The sequence below is a fragment of the Rathayibacter festucae DSM 15932 genome, from assembly GCF_004011135.1.
Taxonomy (GTDB): domain Bacteria; phylum Actinomycetota; class Actinomycetes; order Actinomycetales; family Microbacteriaceae; genus Rathayibacter; species Rathayibacter festucae.
Genome location: NZ_CP028137.1, coordinates 2,901,645 through 2,921,713, shown reverse-complemented (window position 1 = coordinate 2,921,713; position 20,069 = coordinate 2,901,645). Strand labels below are relative to the sequence as shown.

Sequence of the window (20,069 nt, the reverse complement as noted above, 5' to 3'; positions counted from 1 at the left end):
TGGTGGAGCGAGGGAGCACCGGCGACGCTACGGCCGGCCTCCGACATCGGAGCGCTCCTTCGAACGTGTCTTCGACGATAGCGGGCACCGCCGACACCGGGACGCGCCGCGCCCGGACTGTGGACACCCGGGCAGACGTCCCGGTGGGGAGGAGTCCCGGCGGCACCAGAGCGGCGCGCGGGCGGTGTCGGTCGTCTGCGGGAGACTGGGCCCATGACCTCGACGGTGCACACGCTCAAGTCCGGCCGCGCGCTCGGAGTCGCCTGGTCCGGCCCGGAGGACGCCGAGCACGTCGTCGTGCTCGCGCACCCCGCACCCGGCGCCGCCGGTCTCGACCCCGACCCCGCGGCCACCGCCCGCCACGGCGTGCGGCTGCTCTCGTTCGACCGCCCCGGCTACGGTGCCTCGGAGCTGCTGACCGACGTCGATCCCGCCGGCGCCGGTGCCGGCGCGAGCCCGGAGCAGGCCGCCGCCGACATCGCCGAGTACCTCGCCACCGTGGGCATCGCCTCGGTCACCGCGGCCGGCTGGTCGGCGGGCGGCCGCGTCGCCTTCGCCCTCTCGGCCAACTACCCGGGCCTGGTCGGGCGCGTCGCCGTCCTCGGCACTCCCGCGCCGGACGACGCCGTGCCGTGGGTCGGCGAGCAGAACCGGGCGATGCTCGAGCAGCTGCGCGAGCTGCCGGTGGACGAGGCGGTCCGCTCCCTCGCCGCCGCGCTCGACACGGCGTTCGGCCCGTCACCTGCCCCCGAGTCGCTGCTCGGCGTGCTCGGAGGGGACGCCGCCGACGAGGACGTGCTCGGGGCGCCGGGTGTCCGCGAGCGGCTCCTGGCGATGCTCGAGCGCGCCGTCGCGCAGGGCAACCTCGGCCAGGCCGCGGACATCGTCGGCTACACCCTCCAGGAGTGGGGCTTCGCGGTCGAGACGGTCGACGCCCCGGCGCTGCTCCTCTACGGCGGCGAGGACGCGACCGTCGGCCGCCAGCACGGCGAGTGGTACGCCGCCCGCCTGCCGGACTCGCGCCTCGAGGTCGTGCCCGGCCGAGGCCACCTGCTCGCCGTCTCCGAGTGGGAGCGCGTGCTCGCCTTCCTCCTGCCCGAGCCCGCCTGACGCCTCGGCGCCGGCCGCACGCCCGCGCTCGGCCGCGGTTCCCGCGCCGATTGGCGGGATTCCGGAGCCTCGCGTACACTCGTCCTCGGTACCGTGTCCGAGCGGCCGAAGGAGCATGTCTCGAAAACATGTGTGGGCTTGCGTCCACCGTGGGTTCAAATCCCACCGGTACCGCCAGTCAGAACCCCCGAGTCAGCGAGAGCCGACCGGGGGTTCTGTCGTTCCCGGGGATGTCGCGCCTGGCACTCGGGGACGACGAGTCGTCTGCGGACGTGGGTGACCCCCGTCCGAGGCTCCTGACCATCGTGGCGTTCGTCGGGCTGGAGATGGTTGCGCTGCCATGCTACGTTCACCGGAGTGATGTTGACGTGGACATCCGTGCAGTGGAGACGCCCATCGAGCGCCGCGGCACGAGCACCACAGGTACGAGGAGGTACCCATGACGATGGACAGGAGAGGGCTTCTCGCCCTCGCGGGCACGGCGGCGCTCACGGGCGCGGTCACGGCGGTCGCCGGGCCGGGCGCCGCACCCGCGCACGCCGCCACCGGGACGGCGGTCGTCGACCCGGCGCAGCGCGGACCGGTGTGGGAGGGCTTCGGCACGGCGCTCTGCTGGTTCGCGCACCGGATCGGCGGCACGCAGGCGGTGCGCGACACCTACGCCGATCTGCTCTTCGACCGCGACAAGGGTCTGGGGCTGAACATCGTCCGCTACAACATCGGCGGCGGCGAGAACCCGGCCTACCCCGGGCACATGGACCTCCGCGCCCGCATCCCCGGCTACCTCGCGTCCGCCTCGGCGGCCTACGACTGGTCGGCCGACCCGAATCAGCGCTGGTTCCTCCAGGCCGCCAAGTCGCGGATCCCGGCCAGCGAGTTCCTCGCCGAGTCCTTCGCCAACTCGCCGCCCTGGTGGATGACGATCTCGGGCAGCGTCACCGGGGGCAGGAACGCCGCCGAGAACCTGCGCCCCGACAGCTACGAGGCCTTCGCCCGCTACCTCGTGACGGTCAACGAGCGCTTCCGCACGACCTGGGGCGTGGCCTTCCGCACCCTGTCGCCGGTGAACGAGCCGAGCGCCGCCTACTGGACCTTCGGCAACCGCCAGGAGGGCAACCGGATGTACCCGGCGAACCAGGCGATCATGCTCAAGGCCCTGGCGGACGAGCTGGCGCGGCAGGGCTCGCCGACGCGGATCGCGGCGTCGGAGGAGACGAGCATCGATGTCGGCCGCGACACGGTGAACAGCTGGTCCGCGCAGACCCGCGCCCTCGTCGGCCAGTACAACGTGCACAGCTACGAGGGCTCCGACCGGACCGGCTTCAAGACCGCCGCGCGCGGCACGCGGATCTGGGACTCCGAGCACGGCAACGGCGACGCGAGCGGATCGACGCTCTCGCAGAACATCCTCTGGGACGTGAAGTGGCTCGGCGCGAGTGCGTTCGCCTACTGGCAGGCGGTCGACTCCGGCGGCTGGGGGATGCTCGACACCGACCTCAACAACGCCTCCGCGGATCTCTCGAGCTACACCCGGAACAAGAAGTTCTGGGCGATGGCGCAGTGGAGCCGCTACGTCCGCCGCGGCTACCGGGTGATCGGCGTGAGCGACAACGACACCGTCGCCTTCCACGACGAGGCCGGCCGGCGCGTCGTCCTCGTCACGGTGAACACCACCTCGACGCCGGCGACGGTCACCTACGACCTCACCCGCTTCGCTCCCGCCACCGCGACCGCCTCGGGGGTGCGCACCGGCGCGTCCGAGGACCTGGCGGCGCTGCCCCCGGCCGCGCTCGCCGGCAACCGATTCACGGCATCCGCTCCGGCGATGTCGACCACCACGTGGGTCGTCCCCTCGATGACCCTCAACTAGAAGGAGAGTTTCAATGACGAAACGAAGAGGACGGATCAGGCTGGCGCTCATGGCGCTCGCCACGGCGGCGCTGGTCGCGGTCACGGGCCTGGCGCCCGCGACGGCGGCGCCGCAGACCGTCACGAACGGCACGCAGTTCCTCACCACCCAGGGCCAGCCGATCCACGGGCACGGCGCCGGGCTGCTCAAGGTGGGGCAGTACTACTACTGGGTCGGTCAGAGCACCGACGCGGACAACCGGTTCATCTCGGTCCCGCTCTACCGCTCCACCGACTTCAAGAACTGGGAGTTCCGCGGCGACATCCTCACCAGGAACTCCTCGCCGGACCTGAACGTCTCGACGATCGAGCGGCCGAAGCTGGTCTACAACGCGGCGACGCAGAAGTACGTGCTCTGGATGCACTGGGAGAACGGACGGGACTACACGCAGGGCCGCGTCGCGGTCGCCACCTCGAGCACGGTCGACGGCTCCTACGCCTACCAGGGCAGCTTCCGGCCGCAGGGCTACGAGTCGCGCGACATGACGGTGTACCAGGACGACGACGGCTCGGCGTACCTCTTCTCGTCGACGGCCATCCCCACGACGAACGCGTCGACGGCGATCTTCAAGCTCAACGCGTCGTACACGAACGTCGAGTCGTTCCAGGGCCTGCACTGGGAGAACCAGTCCCGTGAGGCGCCGACCATCTTCAAGCGCAACGGCGTCTACTTCGCGCTCTCGTCCGGGACCACCGGCTGGAGCCCGAACCAGAACAAGTACTCCACGGCCACGAAGATCACCGGGCCGTGGTCGACGCCGACCGACTTCGGCGGGCCGACCGGCAACCGCTCGCAGCCGACCTACGTCGCGACCATCAGCGGCAGCGCCGGCACGTCCTACCTCTACATGGGCGACCGCTGGGCGGGCGCCAACAACGGAGCGGTCAACGACTCCAGCTACGTCTGGCAGCCGCTGCAGTTCCCGTCGAACACCTCGGTCGCCATGCCGGAGGTGGACGGGGTCGTCATCGACACCGCGGCGGGAACGGTGAACGCCGCCCCGGCGCTGCCGCGATCGACGATCAAGTCGGCGTCGAGCGGACTGTGCGTGAACGTCGCGGACGACTCGACCGCGACCGGCTCGAAGGTGGTCCAGTGGACCTGCGGCAACGGGTCGAACGCCGTGTTCGCCCGGGCATCGGCCGGCGGCTACGTGCAGTTCCAGACGCAGCACAGCGGGCTCTGCCTCGCGCAGTCCGGGTCCTCGGGCTCCGGCGGCGCGCTGGTGCAGGCGCCCTGCACGTCCGGATCGACGGCGCAGTGGCAGGTGAGCGGTCAGACGATCGTCAACCGCGCGAGCGGCGCCTGCCTCGACGTGCCCGACGAGAGCACGACCGCGGGTCGTCAGCTCGGGACCTGGTCCTGCAACGGAGGCAACCACCAGAAGTGGAGCTTCGTCGCCTAGCTGAGGCGTGAGGGTCGCGCGGTGGGGGGAAACCGCCGCGCGACTCCGCGCCTCGTGCGGGGGCGGGCGGGCCCATCGGGTCCGGCGCCCGCCGACCCCCGCCGTCGAACCCCCGGTCAGCGCGAGCCGACCGGGGGTTCCGTCGTGCCCGGGTGAGGGAGAGTGCAGTAGTCCGGAGGGGCCCGTCATGCTGGTCGAGTAGCCCCGGAGGGGACCGTCATGCTGGTCGAGTAGTCCTGGAGGGGGCCGTCATGCTGGTCGAGTAGCCCCGGAGGGGCGTATCGAGACCCACCGTCCTCAGCAGGACGGGTCTGCGGACTCGACTCTCGGCGGGGGTGGATCTCGATACGCCCGCTGCGCGGGCTACTCGATCAGCATGGACGCCCGCTGCGCGGGCTACTCGATCAGCATGGACGCCCTCTGCTGTCTGCTGTCCGCTGTCCGGCGTTCAGCCTTCGGGTGTCGGGCGGGTGGTGCGGGTGGCGATCGCGTGGGACAGGAGGGTGGCGGCCACGCCGACGGCGACGCCGATCGCGGTCTCGAGGGCGCGGTCGCGCAGGAGGACGAACTCGTCGGTGTGGTGGGCGAGCTCGACCATCAGGATCGCGAGCGGGGTGATCAGGGCGAGGGTCAGGCCGTAGTTGCGGCCGACGACGAGCTCGGCGAGCATCTGCAGCAGCACGACGACGCCGATCGTGACCAGCGGGGACAGCGGCAGGGCGAGCAGTGCGGCGGCGATCGCGACGCCGATCACGGTGCCGAGCATCCGGTGGCCGGCGCGGACGAGGCGGGCGGTCGCGTCGGCGCCCGAGACCGCCGCGACGGCGGAGACCATCGCCCAGTAGGGGTGGCCGAGGCCGGTCGCGGTGGGGATCGCGCCGGCGATCAGCACGACGGCGCCGAAGCGGAGCATCCCGGCGCGGGTCGTGGAGCGGACGGCGGCGGCGCGGAAGGAGGGGCGCCACGGCGTCGCGGGCAGCAGCCGGGCGCGCGGGGCGGCGATCCCGCTCACTCCGATGAGCAGCGAGAAGGCGGCGGAGGCGGCGGCGAGGGCGAACGCCTCCGGGATCCGTGTCGCCTCGACGGGCACCGAGGCGCAGGCGGTGACGGCGAACACCGGGAAGAGCGGGCCGGGCGGGTGCCAGTGCAGGGCGTCGCTGAGGTAGGCGGCGCCGACGGCGGCGAGGGTGACCACCGGGATGATCAGCCAGTCGCGCTGCGGCGACAGGGCGACGGCGGTGCCGATCGTCACCATCGCCACGAGGTAGGCGGCGGCCGAGGCCTGCATCAGCAGGCGCGGGCGGTGGGTGTGCCGGCGTCCGTAGAGCGCGGTGAAGGCGCCGAAGGTCGCGTAGAGGGCGAGGTCGGTGCGGCCGAGGACCCAGAGGAGGAGGAGCGGCACCGCCATCGAGATCCCGGCGCGCAGGGCGACGCGGTGGGCGCCGTCGTGCGGGCCGAAGGCGACCAGCTCACGGGGGTGCGGCAGGGCGCTGCGGAGGGAGGGGGTGGCGGGCATCGGAGTCCTCGGGTCGGCGGGCGGATCCGAGCGGCACCGGCCGGAGAGGTCGTTCACGGGTGAACCAGATATACTTTACTCGTGAATCATCTTCTGTCGAGCGACGCGTCGCATCCGGACCCCGGCGCGGCTCCGGACGCCGTCGACGAGATCCGTGCGGGCTGGCGTCGGCTGCGGCCCGAGCTGGACACCTCGGCGGTGGACGTCGCGGGTCGCCTGATCCGCGCCTCCGCCCTGCTCGTGCGGGTGACGGAGGAGCGGCTCGCCGCCTTCGAGCTGACCCGCGGCGAGTTCGACGTGCTGACGACGCTGCGCCGGCTCGCCGCCCCGCAGTCGCCGACGACGCTGCGGACGATCGGCCTCGCCTCCGCCCCGGCCGTGACGAAGCGGCTGCACGCGCTCGAGCGCCGCGGGCTGGTGCTGCGGACCGCGAACCCGGCGGACGGGCGCGGCGCGCTCATCGCGCTGACCACCGAGGGGATCGCGCTGGTCGACGCCGCCTTCCCCGAGGTGCTCGAGGTGGAGCGGGAGCTGCTGGCGGCGGTGCCCGACGCGCTCCGCGACGACGCCGCCCGGGGGCTGCGCGCGGTGCTCGCGAGCATCGAGGCGGCGCCGGAGCGGTGACCGCGCCCGCACGCCGCGGCTACCGTGGAGCTATGCGCCTCACGTCCAGCTTCACCGTGGACACGCGGCCGCCGGTGCTCCAGCTGGTCAAGACGGCGGCGGCGACCGTCGTCACCTGGATCATCGCCGCGCTGATCTTCCCCGGGACGCTGCCCGTCTTCGGCGCGATCGCGGCGCTGCTGGTGGTCGCGCCCAGCGTGAACCAGTCGTTCTCGAAGGCGCTCGAGCGCAGCGTCGGCGTGATCATCGGCGTCGTCGTCGGCTCGCTGATCGGCACGCTCTTCGGCGACGACAGCGCGATCGTCCTCGGCGCGATCGTCGCCGCGATCGCCGTGGGCTGGGCGGTCCGGCTGACACCCGCCTCCGCGGTGCAGATCCCGATCAGCGCGATGCTCGTGCTCTCGGTCGGCTCGGTGACGCCGAACTACGCCGTGGACCGCATCCTCGAGACGCTGATCGGCGCGGCCGTCGGGATCGTCGTGAATGCGCTGATCGTGCCGCCGATCACGCTCGCGCCGGCGGAGCGGGCCGTCGGCGACCTGACCGCGCAGCTCGCCGCGGCGCTCGACGACCTGGCCGACGTGCTCGAGACGAAGGTCGGCCGGGAGCGCCTCAGCGAGCTGCTGATCAACGCGCGGCTGCTGCAGACCATGCAGACCAAGGCGGAGGAGGCGATCGCGACCGGTGAGGAGTCGCTGCGGCTCAACCCGCGGCGCTCCGCGCACCGCGACCGGCTGCTGGCGCTGGACTCCGTCACTCCGCGGCTCGCCCGCATCGTGACGCGCGTGCGCGGGATGACCCGCACGGTGCACGACCTGTACGACCAGGACCTGGTGGGCGAACCGACGATCGGGGACATCGCGGTGCAGCTGCACCGGGCGGCGCACGACCTGCGGCTGCTCGTGCAGTCCTCGGTCGCGGTGCCGGAGCCGGAGCCGATCACCGACGAGCTGCCGGCGCTGACCGCCCCGCTGGTGATCGTGACCCCGCACCCGGAGCACTGGATCCTGCTGGGGGCGCTCGCCGAGGACCTGCGGCGCATCCGCGAGGAGATCGTGGGCGAGGAGTCCTGAGCGGGTTCCGCGCTCAGCGTGCGGCGGGCGTGTCGAAGAGGCCGGGCCCGGAGTCGCCGTCTCCGGCGTCGGTGTCGGACTCCTGCAGGGCGGCCGGGTCGGTCGCCTCCGCGTGCTGGGTCTTGCCCTCGGCGATCAGCGAGTCGTCGTCGACGAGGATGCCGGCGAGCTCGGTCACCCGGCCGCGGATCGCGCCCAGCGGATCGTCGATCGGGGCGTCCTCCTGCGAGCGGTCGATCTCGTCGTCCGGGAAGCGGCGCAGCTCGGCCTCGTCGCGGTCGGGCTGCGGCGCGCGGGCGTGCTCGACGCAGAGCCGGGCGACCTCCTCCGCGTGGGCGTGCATCACCGAGTGCGAGGCGTCCGGGATCTCCCAGGCGCGCGCGTGCGGGATCGCCTCCGCGACCTCCTCGGCCCACTCCCGCGGGACGAGGCGGTCGAACTCGCCGCGGATGACCAGCGTGGAGGCGCGGATCCGGGGCAGGACGTCCTCGATCCGGTACTGCATCATCTCGGGCAGCACCCGCGAGAACCAGCGCGGGCCGCAGAGCAGGTACGCCGCGGCGGCGAGGACGGCGACCTGCACCGGCTCGCGGATGCTCGACTGGAGGAAGCGCCAGGCGGCGACGGGGATGCGGCGCTCGTGCGGGTTCATCACCGGGCCGAGCAGGACGATCGTGGTGAGCTCGGGGCGGCGCGCGGCGAGCTCGGCGACGACCTGCGTGCCCATCGAGTGGCCGAGGACGACCGGGTCGTCGAGGCCGAGGTCGTCGATGACCGCGCCGACGAGCTCGGCGTAGTCGCCGATGGTCATGTGCCGGGCGTTCGGCGGGTGCGGGACGCCGCCGAAGCCGGGCAGGTCGAGGGCGTGCACGGGGCCGAACTCGTTGAGCGCCGGGGCGAGCCGCTCGAAGTAGGTGGCGGCGACGCCGATGCCCGGGACGAGCACGAAGGTGCGCTCGCCGGTGTGGCCGACGGTGTTGACGCGGGCGTAGACGTCGCGGCGGTGGACGCGGAGGACGGAGACGTCGGTGTTCTTGTAGCGGCGGCGCGGGTCGCGCCGGCGGGAGCGCGTGGTGGAGAAGACGTCGCGCAGGCCGTGGCGGACGCTCGAGGCGAGGGCGCGCAGGGGGCGGCCGGGGTAGGGCACGGGCGCCTCCTCGGGTGTCGCGGCGCAGCGGCCTGGCGGGAACGGGTCGGGGAGAGCCTAGGCGCTGGCCGATCCGCTCAGATCAGCATGTCCTCGGAGCGGTGGAGGATCAGCCGGGCCGGCCCGATGTGGAGGAGGCCGTTGGTGAGCGGGGCGCAGCGCACGCCGCCGCGGCGCCGCATCGCCTTGAAGGCGCCGGGCGCGAGCGAGACGTCCATCCAGGCGCAGGGGTTGGCCGGGCGGCCGCCCTGGAACTCGATCCGCTCGCCGCCCTGCTCCACCGCGAAGGTGCGGCCGGCGAGCGCGTCGATGTCGGCGCCGCGCACGATGATGTTGCGGCGGGTGTCGGCGGGGTCGAACGCGGCACGGCCGAGCTCCGCCGCGACGTGCTCGAGCGACTCGATCGCGAAGAGGGTGACCGCGGCCGTCCGGTGCGCGCGCTGGGCGAAGTAGCGGTCGCCGACGATGCCGAGTCCCGCGCGGATCTCGATCCGCTCGGGCTGCTCGTTGCCCTCGGAGGGGATCGGGCCGTCGGCCGGCCGCCCCTCGAACCGGTGCAGCGGCGAGACGACGAAGCGCACGAGCTCGATCGCGGCGGCCTCCATGACTGCCACGGTACGCGTGCCCGGGCGGGCGCCCGCTCGATTCGCGGAGGGGCTTCCCGGCATGTATAGTCGTACCTCGTTGCGTGCGCCCCCCAAGGCCACGCGATGGACTGCGCCCGTAGCTCAACGGATAGAGCATCTGACTACGGATCAGAAGGTTGGGGGTTCGAATCCCTCCGGGCGCACTCTGGTTGAGACAGAACAGGACGGCCCGCTTCGGCGGGCCGTTCTTGGTTTAACGACTCGGCGAGCCGCTCGCGGCCGCGGCGCAGCGCCAGTGCAGGACGCCGAAGCGGCGTCAGCCGGTGTCTCGCGCGAGTGGTCGACAGCTGCGGCAGTGCCGCCGAGGTCCGCGGTCGCGCTGAATCCGACGTCGGGGTCTGCTCGCGGGGCGTCGCGCGCCAGCTCGGGTACGGGGCGGCGGGGGCGCGAGGGGGAGGGCTAGCGTCGTCGGGGCAGGATCTTGCGCAACTCGGGGGCCGGTCTCGGGCGGCCGACGGTTGCGGCGAGATGAGCAGCCCTGCATACTCAAAACCACACGACGCAAGGTTTTGGGCACGACCGCTCGATTCTGCACACTCGATGACGAGAGGGAACGATCATGACGACGTCCAGCGGATCCGCAGCGGGGATGCCCTCGGGCATGACCACCGCGACGGCGACGGTGCGGGGGCACCACGCGTTCTCCGAGCCGACCGAGCCGGCGACGAAGGGCTATGTCTTCTGGCTGCTCGCCGCGCAGCTGATCTTCTTCATCGCCCTCCTCGGGCCGGCGATCGTCGGTATCGGCCTCAAGATCCAGTCGCTCGTCGACGCGGGCGAGATCGCGCAGAACGGCGCGACCGGAGCGGCCGCGATCCTCGGCGGGTTCGGCGCCCTCTTCGCGACCGTCGCCAACGTCGTCTTCGGCCGGCTCTCCGACCGCACGACCAGCCGCCTCGGGCGCCGCCGCATCTGGATCGTGGCGGGCACGGTCATCATGACCGTCGCGTTCACGATCATGGCGCTCGCTCCGACGCTGCTGATCGCGACCATCGGCTGGTCGCTCGCCCAGCTCGGCGCGAACATGACGCTCGCGCCCTTCATCGCCACGCTCGCCGATCAGGTGCCGAAGTTCCAGCGCGGCAAGGTCACCGCCGCCCTCGGGATCGCGCAGAACGTCGGCATCCTCGGCGGCACCTACGTCGCCCAGGCGTTCGTCGACCAGCTCTTCATCATGTTCGTCGCGCCGTCGATCCTGGCGATCATCGTCATGGTCGTCTTCGCGGTCGTGCTGCCCGACAAGCGACTGCCCGTCGCCCCGCCGAAGGCGACTCTGCGCGACTGGGCCGAGACCTTCTGGGTCAGCCCGGTGAAGAACCCCGACTACGCGCTGGCCTGGTGGTCGCGCTTCCTGATCACCTTCGCGAGCTTCGGCTTCACCACCTTCCGCTTCTTCTACCTCCTCAACCACATCGGAGTCGAGGAGGGCAGCATTCCCGTCGTCATCAGCACGAGCGTGCTGATCTACACGGTGGCGCTGATCGGCGCGAGCTACTTCGCCGGCTGGCTCTCCGACCGGATCGGGCGCCGCAAGGTGTTCGTCTGGAGCTCGACCGCGCTCTTCGCGGTCGGCACCTTCGCGCTGATCTTCGTGCAGGACATCGGCGCCTTCTACGTCCTCGAGGCGGTCCTCGGACTCGCCTACGGCATCTACGTCGGCGTCGACCTGGCGCTCGTCGTCGACGTGCTGCCGAACCCCGACGACTCGGGCAAGGACCTCGGCGTCTTCAACATCGCCAACGCGCTGCCGCAGACGCTCGCGCCGCTGGTCGGCGGCATCCTCGTCTACGTCAGCGACCCGACCGGCAACAACTACGGGCTGTGGTTCACGGTCTGCGCGCTCGCGGCCGTCGTCGGTGCGCTCGTCATCCTCCCCATCAAGAAAGTCCGATAGGCCTTTCTCGGACGTCCATAGGACAGGCTGGTCGGAGACGACAGTCCTGCCCGCACCACCATCACCAGTGAAAGCGACATCGATCATGACTCTGCCCCTGGCCTCCATCCAGCTGTACACGCTGGCCAAGGAGTTCTCCGAGGACCCGAACGGCTCGCTCGAGAAGCTCGCGGCGATCGGCCTGAAGAACGTCGAGGCGTTCGACTTCGTCCGCCGTCCCGCCGAGATCCGCGCCGCGCTCGACGCGAGCGGCCTCGCCTCGCCGACCGGCCACGCTCCGCTGCTCTCCGACGAGCTGTGGACGCCGGACGGCTCCATCCCCACGCCCGCCCCCGAGGTCGTCTTCGAGGCGGCCGCGCAGATCGGCATCCACACCGTCATCGACCCGTTCGTCTCGGCCGAGCGCTGGCTGACCGAGGACGGCGTGGCGGACATCGCCGACCGCCTGAACAAGGCCGCCGAGGTCGCCGCGACCTTCGGGCTGAAGGTCGGCTACCACAACCACGCGCAGGAGTTCATCGCCTCCTTCGACGGCCGGACCGCCTACGAGCGCTTCGTCGCGACGACCGACGAGCGCGTCGAGATCGAGCTCGACCTGTTCTGGGCGCTGACCGGCGGCCAGGACGGCCCCGCGCTGGTGTCGAAGCTGGGCTCGCGCCTGGTCGCCGTGCACGTCAAGGACGGCATCGCCCCGGCCGAGAACCCGTTCGCCCCCGGCGCCGCGGCCTTCGGCTCGGACACCCTCGACCAGCGCCGCCCGGGCGAGGGCGACGTGCCGCTCGTCGAGGCGCTGAAGGCCGGCGAGGGCGCGATCAAGTACGCCGTCATCGAGTACGACAACGCCCCCGGCGACGTCTTCGCGGACATCCAGGCCAGCTACGACTTCCTCGTGAAGGGCGGGTACGCGGCATGAGCGGGCCCATCGGGATCGGCGTCATCGGCGTCGGCGTCATCAGCGACACCTACCTCGAGAACCTGGCGTCCTTCCCGGACGTCGAGGTCCTGATCGTCGGCGACCTGCTGCTCGACCGGGCGAGGAGCCAGGCCGAGAAGCACGGCGTCCCCGCCTGGGGCTCGGCGGAGGACGTCCTCGCGCACGCCGGCGTGCAGGTCGTCGTCAACCTGACCATCCCCGCCGCGCACGTCGAGGTCTCGGCCGCGGCGATCGCCGCGGGCAAGCACGTCTGGAGCGAGAAGCCGCTGGGCCTGGACCGTGCCGGCACCGCGCAGCTGCTGCAGGACGCCGCCGCCAAGGGGCTGCGCGTCGGCTCGGCGCCGGACACGCTGCTCGGCCCGGGCTTCCAGACCGCGAAGCGCGCGATCGCGGACGGCGTGATCGGCGAGCCGATGTTCGCGTCCACCGTCTTCCAGACGGTCGGACCGGACCTCTGGCACCCGAGCCCGGCGTTCCTCTTCGCGCAGGGCGCGGGCCCGCTGCTGGACATGGGGCCGTACTACTTCACCGGACTCGTCAGCCTCTTCGGACCGGTCCAGCGGGTCGCGGCCCTCGGGCGGAAGAAGCTCGAGGAGCGGGTCATCCGCTCCGGCCCCGACGCGGGAACGACGTTCCCGGTGGAGGTGCCCACCTCGCTGCAGGTGCTGACCTCGTTCGCGGCCGGGCCGCAGGCGTCGAGCCTGCTCAGCTTCGACTCCGCGCTCGAGCGCCACGGCGTCTTCGAGATCCACGGCACGGAGGGGTCGATCGTGATCCCCGACCCGAACCAGTTCGAGGGGCGCACCGCGTACGTGAAGGCCCGCACCTCGATCGCCGACGGCCAGTGGGGCGAGCAGGAGTGGACCGAGATCGAGCAGAAGGGCACGGTCGTCGGCCGCGGCCTCGGCCTGCTCGACATGGTCCGCGCGATCGCCGAGGACCGTCCGCACGTGGCCACCGGCGAGCTCGGCTTCCACGTGCTCGACGTGATGCTGTCGGCGCAGGAGTCGGCCGAGAGCGGCGAGTTCGTCGCGATCGACAGCACGCTGTCCGCGCCGGTGCCCGCGGTGCCGGTGGACTTCGACCCGTTCGCGCAGACGCTCTGACGCGCTGACGGCGTCGCCGTGGCCCCCGCTCTCCACTCTCGGAGGGCGGGGGCTTCGTCGTGGGTGGGTCTCGATACGCCGCTGCGCGGCTACTCGACCAGCATGAGGGGCCGCTGCGCGGCTACTCGACCAGCATGAGGGGGGCGATGCGCGGGTGCTCGGACGGCAGAGACATGCTGATCGAGTAGCGCCCGCAGGGCGCGTATCGAGATCCACCGGCGTCGGACGGGGAGTCTGCAGACCCGGCCTGCTGGGGACGGTGGGTCTCGATACGCCGCTGCGCGGCTACTCGACCAGCATGCGGAGGCCGCTGCGCGGCTGATCGACCGGCGTGCAGGGGCGCTGCGCGGGTGCTCGACCGGCGGGCAGTGCGCGTCAGGGGGGCGGGGGCGTCAGCTCGCGGCGGAGGCGGGCGAGGGTGTCGCGGAGGCGGGTCTTGACGGTGCCGATCGGCAGGCCGAGCTCGGTGGCGATCTCGGCGTGGGTCAGGCCGCGGACGTAGGCGAGGAAGAGCAGGTCGCGGTGCTTCGGGGCGAGGCGGCGGATCTCGGCCGCGGCGCGCCGGAACTCGCCGGCGATCTCGCCGTGCGACTCCGCCTCGTCGATCTCGCGGAGGTAGCTGTGGATCGCGTAGCGGTGGTCGCGCTCGCGGGAGGACTGCGCGGCGCGGACCCGGTCGATGGCGCGGCGGCGGGCGATGACGGCGACGAGGTGCTGCTGCTCCTCGAGGACCGCGTGCCGGGCGGCGGAGCGCCAGAGCTCGAAGTAGGTCTCCTGCGCGACCTCCTCCGCCTGAGCGTGGTCCTGCAGGATGCCGACGGTGATCGAGCGGACGCGCCGGACGGTGCGCTCGTAGAGCCGGCGGAACGCGGCGTGGTCGCCGTCGGCGAGCGGCGGGACGAGGGCGTCCTGCGCGGACGGGGCGCCGTCCGTCACGGTGCGCCCGGATGCGGAGGCGTCAACCGAGCCGCGCCTCGGGAGTGTGGCCGACGTCCCGGGCCAGGCGCTCGAACGCGGCGACGGCCTCGTCGTTGCTGACCCTCCCGGCGTCGACGCCGTCCGCGATCCGGAGGATCTCGAGCTTGCGGTCGGCGCGGCCGGCCGTGTCCAGTGTCGACGTGCTGAGTGCTGCGGTGGCCTGGACCCGCGCCACGATGGTGCGGACCTGCCAGCGGCGGCTGTTGAACGACATCCCGCACTACCTCCTCGATCGACCCCGTGCATCATTCGGAGCCGCGGCTCTGTCCGATGGGTGTCGGGAAGGAGGAGAGGGGTCAGGACAGCTGGTCCTCGAGGTGGAAGACCTCGGTCAGCTGCAGGAAGCCGGTGTCGGGGGCGCCGTCGAGCTCGACGAAGAACTCGGCCATCTCGGCCTGCCAGCGGGCGTTGACCTCGGTGGCGGCCATCCCGGCGCGGGCGGCCTCGAGCGACGGGGTCTCGAAGTAGCCGATCAGCAGGCCGTCGGGGCGGAGGAAGAGGGAGTAGTTGTTCCAGCCGGTGGCCTTCAGTGCGGCGGCCATGTCGGGCCAGATCGCGGCGTGCCGGCGGGTGTACTCGGGGATGCGCTCGGGTCGCACCTGGAGCTGGAAGCAGACGCGCTGCATGGGGTGGGGCCTTTCGGTGGGGGATCTCGATACGCGCCCTGCGGGCGCTACTCGATCAGCATGAACGGGGTCGCCCTGCGAGAGCTGTTCGATCAGCATGAACGGGGTCGCCCTGCGAGAGCTGTTCGAGCGGCATGCAGACATGCTGGTCGAGTAGCCGCGGAGCGGCGTATCGAGACCCACCGCTTCAGGGACGGTGGATCTCGATACGCGCCCTGCGGGCGCTACTCGATCAGGATGTCTCGATCAGCATGACTGCGGAACGGGTCAGAAGTCGAAGTCGGCGATGTTGTCGGCGGTGAAGGTGAAGGGGTCGCCGAGCAGGACGGTGTTGTCGGCGTCGACGGTGAAGGAGCCGAGGTCGCCGGCCTCGAAGGTGTCACCCTCGGCGCCGGTGATGTCGCCGTCGATCAGGGCCTTGGAGGCGTAGGCGGCGAGGTAGCCGAGGTCTCCCGGGTTCCACAGCGCGAACGCGGTGACGGTGCCGTCCTCGACGAACTCGCGCATCTGGTTCGGCGTGCCGAGACCGGTCAGCGCGACCTTGCCCTTGAAGTCCGAGGTGGAGAGGTAGCGGGCGGCGGCGGCGATGCCGACCGTCGTGGGCGAGATGATGCCCTTGAGGTCGGGGTGGGTCTGCAGCAGGGCCGCGGTCTTGTCGAAGGAGGTCTGGTCGTCGTCGTCGCCGTAGACGGTGTCGACGAGCGTCACGTCCGGGTGGTTCGCGGTGAGCTCCTCCTCCATCAGCTCGATCCAGGCGTTCTGGTTCGTGGCGTTCGCGGAGGCGGAGAGGATCGCGACCTCGCCGCTGTCGCCGATCTGCTCGGTGATCAGGTCGACCTGCGCCTTGGCGATGCCCTCGGCGGTGGCCTGGTTGATGTAGAGGTCGCGGCAGTCGGCGTTGGTGTCGGAGTCGAAGGTGACGACCTTGGTGCCGTTGTCGCGCGCCTCGTTCAGCGCGTCGCAGATGGCCTTCGGGTCGTTCGCCGAGACGACGATCGCTCCGGCGCCCTGCTGGGTGAGCGTGTTGATGTAGGAGACCTGCGCGTCGGGCGAGGCCTCGGCGGGGCCGACCTCGGCGTAGGTGCCGCCGAACTCCTCGATGGCCTTCTCGCCGCCGGCGTCGGAGGTGTCGAAGTACGCGTTGCCGAGGTTCTTCGGCAGGAAGGTGATCGAGTAGTCGCCGGAGCCGGAGTCGCCGCCGGCGTCCGAGCCGGAGTCGCCGTCGGAGGCGGAGCAGCCGGTCGCGACGAGCGCGACCGAGACGGCCAGTGCGGTGAGGGTGCCGAGGCGGCGCCCACGGGAGGAGAACATCATCGTCTGCCTTTCGTCGAGGTGCTGTGGGGGTGGTGCGGGGTGGTGCGGGTGCTGTGCCGGTGATGCGGGATCAGGGGCGTCTCCTGCCCGAGCGCCGCAGTCGCGACAGCCAGGCCAGGAAGCTGGTGGACACCACCGAGAGCACGAGCAGCACTCCGGTGATGATGTTGATGACGTCGGAGGTGACGTTCGCGAGGCGCAGGGCCGAGGCGATCACTCCGATCAGGATCACGCCGGCGATCACGCCGTGCAGGGCGCCGCGGCCGCCGAAGATCGAGACGCCGCCCAGCAGGACGGCCGCGATCACCTGCAGCTCGAGCCCGGTCGCGTTGTCGCCGCGGGCGGAGCCGTAGCGCAGCGTGTAGTAGATGCCGGCCAGTGCGGAGACGGCGCCGGAGACCACGAAGAGGATGAACTTGGTGCGGTTCACGTTCACGCCGGAGAAGATCGCCGCCTCGTCGTTCAGGCCGATGGCGAAGACGCCGCGGCCGAAGCGGGTGGAGTGCAGCACCACCGCGAAGACGATCGCCAGGATCGCGAACGGCAGCACCACCAGCGGCACCGGGCCGACGAGCTTCGCCTTCGCGAGGTCGGTCCAGAACTCGGGGAAGTCGGTCACGGCCGTGGTGCCGAGCAGTCCGACCGCGAGCCCGCGGTAGAGGGCGAGCGTGCCGATCGTGACGGCGAGCGAGGGCAGTCCGACGACGGTGACCAGGAAGCCGTTCAGCGCTCCGCCGACGGCGCCGGCCACGATCGCGATCAGCGCTGCGACCTCGAACGGCACTCCGGCCTGGTGCAGCGTGCCGGTGAGCACGCTCGCCAGCCCGACGGTGGAGGCGACCGACAGGTCGATCTCGCCGGTGATGATGATCAGCGTCATCGGCAGCGCGATCAGCAGCGTCGGCGCGATGTCGAGGAAGAGGTAGGTGATGGTGATCGGCTTGTCGAAGCTCTTCACCGAGGCGGAGGCGACGACGATCACGAGGATCAGCAGCAGGACGATCGCCGTCTCGCGGCTGAACAGGACGCGCTGCCAGGCCGGCCGGGCGTAGTCGCGGTACTCGCGCGCGGTGCGCACGGCGGTGGTGTCGGTGACGAGGCTCATCAGGAGTCGTCCCTCTCTTCGAGGAGCTTGCGGGACTGTCGGAGGGAGAGCACGCGGTCGAGCACGATCGCGCCGATGATCAGCACGCCCACCACCGCCCGCTGCCAGAAGTCGGGCACGCCCAGGATCGGCAGGGCCCGGTTGATGGTGAGCAGCAGCACGGCGCCGATCGCCGCGCCCCAGACCGTGCCGGAGCCGCCGAAGATCGCGACGCCGCCGATCACCGCGGCGCCGACCGCGTCGAGCTCGTAGCCGGAGCCGGCCTGCGAGTTGACGGTGCCGTAGCGCGCGGCGTAGAGGACGCCGGCCAGGCCTGTCAGCGCGCCGGAGACGACGAAGGCGACCAGGATGCGCCGGGTGACGGGCAGGCCGTAGAGCCGCGCCGCGTCCGGGTCGGAGCCGATCGCGTAGAACTCGCGGCCCGCGCGCTGGTTGCGCAGGTACCAGCCCGCGGCGACCAGCACGACGAGAGCGATGATCGTGAGGTACGGGATGGTGAGGAACTGCCCGGTGCCCAGGGCGAGGAAGTCCTTGGGCATGTCGGACGCGTTGATCCGGTCGCTGCCCGTCCAGGCGACGTTGATGCCGCGGTAGGCGTAGAGCGTGCCGAGGGTGATCACCAGCGCCGGGACCTTCGCGAACGCGACGAGCGCGCCGTTGATCAGCCCGAGCAGTCCGCCGAAGACGATGCCGGCGGCGAAGACCGCGAGGATCGGGATCCCCGGCACGTCCAGGAACAGCCGGCCGGTGAGGTAGGCGGTCAGGCCCAGGATCGAGCCGACCGAGAGGTCGACCGAGCGGGTGATGACGACGATGGCCTGGCCGACCGCGATCAGAATCAGGATCGACGGGGTCAGCAGCAGGTCGCGCCAGCCGTCGGGGGAGAAGAGGAAGGTCGGGTTCTTCGCAGTCGTCGCGATGACGACGAGGACCAGCGCGAGCAGGATTCCCGTCTCGCGGGCCCGGACGAAGGAGCCGAAGCCGGAGGCGAAGGCGTTGGGCTCGGCGGCGGGCACGCGCTTCTGCGTCGATGCCTGGGCGGTGCTCATGCGGCTGCTCCTCGGGTGGCGGCGAGCATCACGGTCTCGCTGGTGGCGTCGGCCCGGTCGAGCTCGGCGGTGATCCGCCCCTCGCGCATCACCAGGACGCGGTCGGCCATGCCGAGCACCTCGGGCAGCTCGGACGAGATCATCAGGATCCCCATCCCCTCTCCGGCGAGCTGCGAGAGCAGCCGGTGCACCTCGGACTTGGTGCCGACGTCGATGCCGCGGGTCGGCTCGTCGATGATCAGGACCCTCGGGTTCGTGGCGAGCCACTTGCCCAGCACGACCTTCTGCTGGTTGCCGCCTGAGAGCGTGCCGGCGACGGTGTCGAGCGCGTCGGTCTTGACCTCGAGGCGCGCGGCCCAGTCGCGCGCGGCGGTGTTCTCGCGGCGGCCGGTGATCAGGCCGCCCTTGGAGAGCGACTTCTGGATCGCCATCGTGATGTTGCGCGAGACGGAGGAGTCGAGCACGAGGCCCTGCTTGCGGCGGTCCTCGGGGACGAGAGCGAGCCCGGCGCGCATGGCGGCCGAGGGGCTGCCCGCCGGGATCCGGCCGCCGACGAGGGTGACGGAGCCGGAGTCGTAGGGGTCGACGCCGAAGACGGCGCGGGCCACCTCGCTGCGCCCGGCGCCGACGAGGCCGGCCAGGCCGACGATCTCGCCGGCGCGGACGGTGAAGGAGATGTCGTGGAAGACGCCGGCCGAGGTGAGGCCGCTCACCTCGAGCAGGACCTCGGTGATCTCGGTCGCCTGCTTGGGGAAGAGCTCGGTGATGTCGCGGCCGACCATCTCGCGGACGATGCCGTCGACGGTGGCGTCCTCGGTGGCGGTGGTGGAGATGTAGGCGCCGTCGCGCATCACGGTGATGGTGTCGCAGAGCGAGAAGACCTCGTCGAAGCGGTGCGAGATGAAGATCAGCGCGCGGCCCTCGTCGCGGAGCGAGCGGGCGACGGTGAAGAGGCGCTCGACCTCGACGCCGGAGAGCGCGGCGGTCGGCTCGTCCATCACGAGGACCGTCGCGTCGAGCGAGATGGCCTTGGCGATCTCGATGATCTGCTGGTCGGCGATGGAGAGGCCCTCGGCGGGGCGGTCGGGGTCGATCCGGACGCCGAGGCGCTCGAAGAGGCCGACGACCTCGGTGCGCATCGCCTTGCGGTCGATGCGGCCGAGGCGGCCGCGGGGCTGCCGGCCCATGAAGATGTTCTCGGTGACGCTGAGATCGGGGAAGAGCGTCGGCTCCTGGTAGATCACGGCGATGCCCGCGGCCTTCGACTGCGCGGTCGAGGAGAAGTCGACCGGCTCGCCGTCGAGGAGGAACTCGCCCGCGTCGCGCTGATGCACTCCGGCGATGATCTTGACGAGCGTCGACTTGCCGGCGCCGTTCTCGCCGACCAGCGCGTGGATCGACCCGCGGTGCACGGCGATGGTGCCCGAGCGCAGCGCGACGACGGCGCCGAACGCCTTGACCACGCGGGCGAGCTCGAGTGCGGGTGGCGGATCTGATGCCACGGGTGGTACCTCCTCATCGAGGGGAATCGCGGTCAGGTCCCGGCTTCGGATGAAGAGGACCTGAATCGATTCATCCAGCTTCATCGCTACTATAGGGACGCTGAGCCGGAGCGGTCAACGCGAGATGCGG

At 71.6% G+C, this 20,069-nt stretch carries 18 protein-coding genes and 2 tRNA genes; 10 read left to right on the top strand and 10 right to left on the bottom strand.

The window, feature by feature from the left end; genetic code table 11:
* Positions 1-213: 213 nt before the first annotated feature.
* The 4 genes from C1I64_RS13480 (at position 214) to C1I64_RS13465 (ending at position 4,424) form a co-directional block, all read left to right on the top strand.
* Complete coding sequence (locus C1I64_RS13480; protein ID WP_127887548.1) at positions 214-1,110, top strand: alpha/beta fold hydrolase; 897 nt, start codon at positions 214-216, stop codon at positions 1,108-1,110.
* An 87-nt stretch (positions 1,111-1,197) separates the two neighbouring features.
* Positions 1,198-1,287 (top strand) — tRNA-Ser (locus C1I64_RS13475).
* Positions 1,288-1,549: 262 nt separating this feature from the next.
* Positions 1,550-2,980 (top strand): glycoside hydrolase, encoded by a 1,431-nt coding sequence (locus tag C1I64_RS13470; protein WP_127887547.1) that lies wholly within the window; start codon positions 1,550-1,552, stop codon positions 2,978-2,980.
* 13 nt (positions 2,981-2,993) lie between these two features.
* A complete protein-coding gene (locus C1I64_RS13465; RefSeq protein WP_208544820.1) occupies positions 2,994-4,424 on the top strand; it encodes an RICIN domain-containing protein in 1,431 nt (476 codons plus the stop codon).
* A 448-nt stretch (positions 4,425-4,872) separates the two neighbouring features.
* On the opposite strand, the gene C1I64_RS13460 is transcribed toward C1I64_RS13465, so the two are convergent.
* A complete protein-coding gene (locus C1I64_RS13460; protein ID WP_127887546.1) occupies positions 4,873-5,940 on the bottom strand; it encodes an FUSC family protein in 1,068 nt (355 codons plus the stop codon).
* An 81-nt stretch (positions 5,941-6,021) separates the two neighbouring features.
* Between C1I64_RS13460 and C1I64_RS13455 the strand changes: the two genes are divergently transcribed.
* Together C1I64_RS13455 and C1I64_RS13450 are read left to right on the top strand one after the other, a co-directional pair.
* Positions 6,022-6,564: a MarR family winged helix-turn-helix transcriptional regulator gene (locus tag C1I64_RS13455; protein WP_127887545.1), complete on the top strand. Its 543-nt coding sequence runs from the start codon at positions 6,022-6,024 to the stop codon at positions 6,562-6,564.
* A gap of 32 nt (positions 6,565-6,596) precedes the next feature.
* Positions 6,597-7,637, top strand: coding sequence for an FUSC family protein (locus tag C1I64_RS13450; protein ID WP_123705503.1), 1,041 nt, complete (start codon positions 6,597-6,599; stop codon positions 7,635-7,637).
* Between the two features lie 13 nt (positions 7,638-7,650).
* Here C1I64_RS13450 and C1I64_RS13445 read toward each other — a convergent pair whose 3' ends face one another.
* Together C1I64_RS13445 and C1I64_RS13440 are read right to left on the bottom strand one after the other, a co-directional pair.
* Positions 7,651-8,784: an alpha/beta fold hydrolase gene (locus tag C1I64_RS13445; RefSeq protein ID WP_127887544.1), complete on the bottom strand. Its 1,134-nt coding sequence runs from the start codon at positions 8,782-8,784 to the stop codon at positions 7,651-7,653.
* Between the two features lie 77 nt (positions 8,785-8,861).
* Positions 8,862-9,389, bottom strand: coding sequence for an MOSC domain-containing protein (locus tag C1I64_RS13440; protein WP_123446774.1), 528 nt, complete (start codon positions 9,387-9,389; stop codon positions 8,862-8,864).
* 112 nt (positions 9,390-9,501) lie between these two features.
* Between C1I64_RS13440 and C1I64_RS13435 the strand changes: the two genes are divergently transcribed.
* The 4 genes from C1I64_RS13435 to C1I64_RS13420 all read left to right on the top strand — a co-directional run bounded on the left by C1I64_RS13435 (position 9,502) and on the right by C1I64_RS13420 (position 13,365).
* Positions 9,502-9,574, top strand: a tRNA-Arg gene (locus C1I64_RS13435).
* Positions 9,575-9,990: 416 nt separating this feature from the next.
* The gene (locus C1I64_RS13430; RefSeq protein WP_208645127.1) at positions 9,991-11,325 is read left to right on the top strand and encodes an MFS transporter; all 1,335 of its coding nucleotides are present in this window, start codon (positions 9,991-9,993) and stop codon (positions 11,323-11,325) included.
* 85 nt (positions 11,326-11,410) lie between these two features.
* Positions 11,411-12,238, top strand: coding sequence for a sugar phosphate isomerase/epimerase family protein (locus C1I64_RS13425; protein WP_127887543.1), 828 nt, complete (start codon positions 11,411-11,413; stop codon positions 12,236-12,238).
* The gene (locus tag C1I64_RS13420; RefSeq protein WP_127887542.1) at positions 12,235-13,365 is read left to right on the top strand and encodes a Gfo/Idh/MocA family protein; all 1,131 of its coding nucleotides are present in this window, start codon (positions 12,235-12,237) and stop codon (positions 13,363-13,365) included. The genes C1I64_RS13425 and C1I64_RS13420 overlap by 4 nt, the downstream gene beginning before the upstream one ends.
* 375 nt (positions 13,366-13,740) lie before the next feature.
* On the opposite strand, the gene C1I64_RS13415 is transcribed toward C1I64_RS13420, so the two are convergent.
* From C1I64_RS13415 to C1I64_RS13390, 7 genes are all read right to left on the bottom strand, one after another.
* Positions 13,741-14,301, bottom strand: a complete 561-nt coding sequence (locus C1I64_RS13415; RefSeq protein WP_159422022.1) for a sigma-70 family RNA polymerase sigma factor — start codon at positions 14,299-14,301, stop codon at positions 13,741-13,743.
* A gap of 22 nt (positions 14,302-14,323) precedes the next feature.
* Positions 14,324-14,557, bottom strand: coding sequence for a hypothetical protein (locus C1I64_RS20145; protein WP_164874547.1), 234 nt, complete (start codon positions 14,555-14,557; stop codon positions 14,324-14,326).
* Positions 14,558-14,639: 82 nt separating this feature from the next.
* A complete protein-coding gene (locus C1I64_RS13410) occupies positions 14,640-14,969 on the bottom strand; it encodes an L-rhamnose mutarotase (RefSeq protein ID WP_127887540.1) in 330 nt (109 codons plus the stop codon).
* A gap of 267 nt (positions 14,970-15,236) precedes the next feature.
* The gene (gene rhaS / locus C1I64_RS13405) at positions 15,237-16,280 is read right to left on the bottom strand and encodes a rhamnose ABC transporter substrate-binding protein (RefSeq protein WP_372487879.1); all 1,044 of its coding nucleotides are present in this window, start codon (positions 16,278-16,280) and stop codon (positions 15,237-15,239) included.
* Positions 16,281-16,353: 73 nt separating this feature from the next.
* Positions 16,354-17,388, bottom strand: coding sequence for an ABC transporter permease (locus C1I64_RS13400; protein ID WP_127887539.1), 1,035 nt, complete (start codon positions 17,386-17,388; stop codon positions 16,354-16,356).
* Entirely contained in the window at positions 17,388-18,437 is a 1,050-nt protein-coding gene (locus C1I64_RS13395) for an ABC transporter permease (RefSeq protein WP_127887538.1), read from the bottom strand. Before C1I64_RS13395 ends, C1I64_RS13400 begins: the two co-directional genes overlap by 1 nt.
* Positions 18,434-19,939 carry a sugar ABC transporter ATP-binding protein gene (locus C1I64_RS13390; protein WP_244209478.1) on the bottom strand — a complete coding sequence of 502 codons (1,506 nt, stop codon included), beginning with the start codon at positions 19,937-19,939 and terminating at the stop codon, positions 18,434-18,436. The genes C1I64_RS13395 and C1I64_RS13390 overlap by 4 nt, the downstream gene beginning before the upstream one ends.
* Positions 19,940-20,069 lie beyond the last annotated feature (130 nt).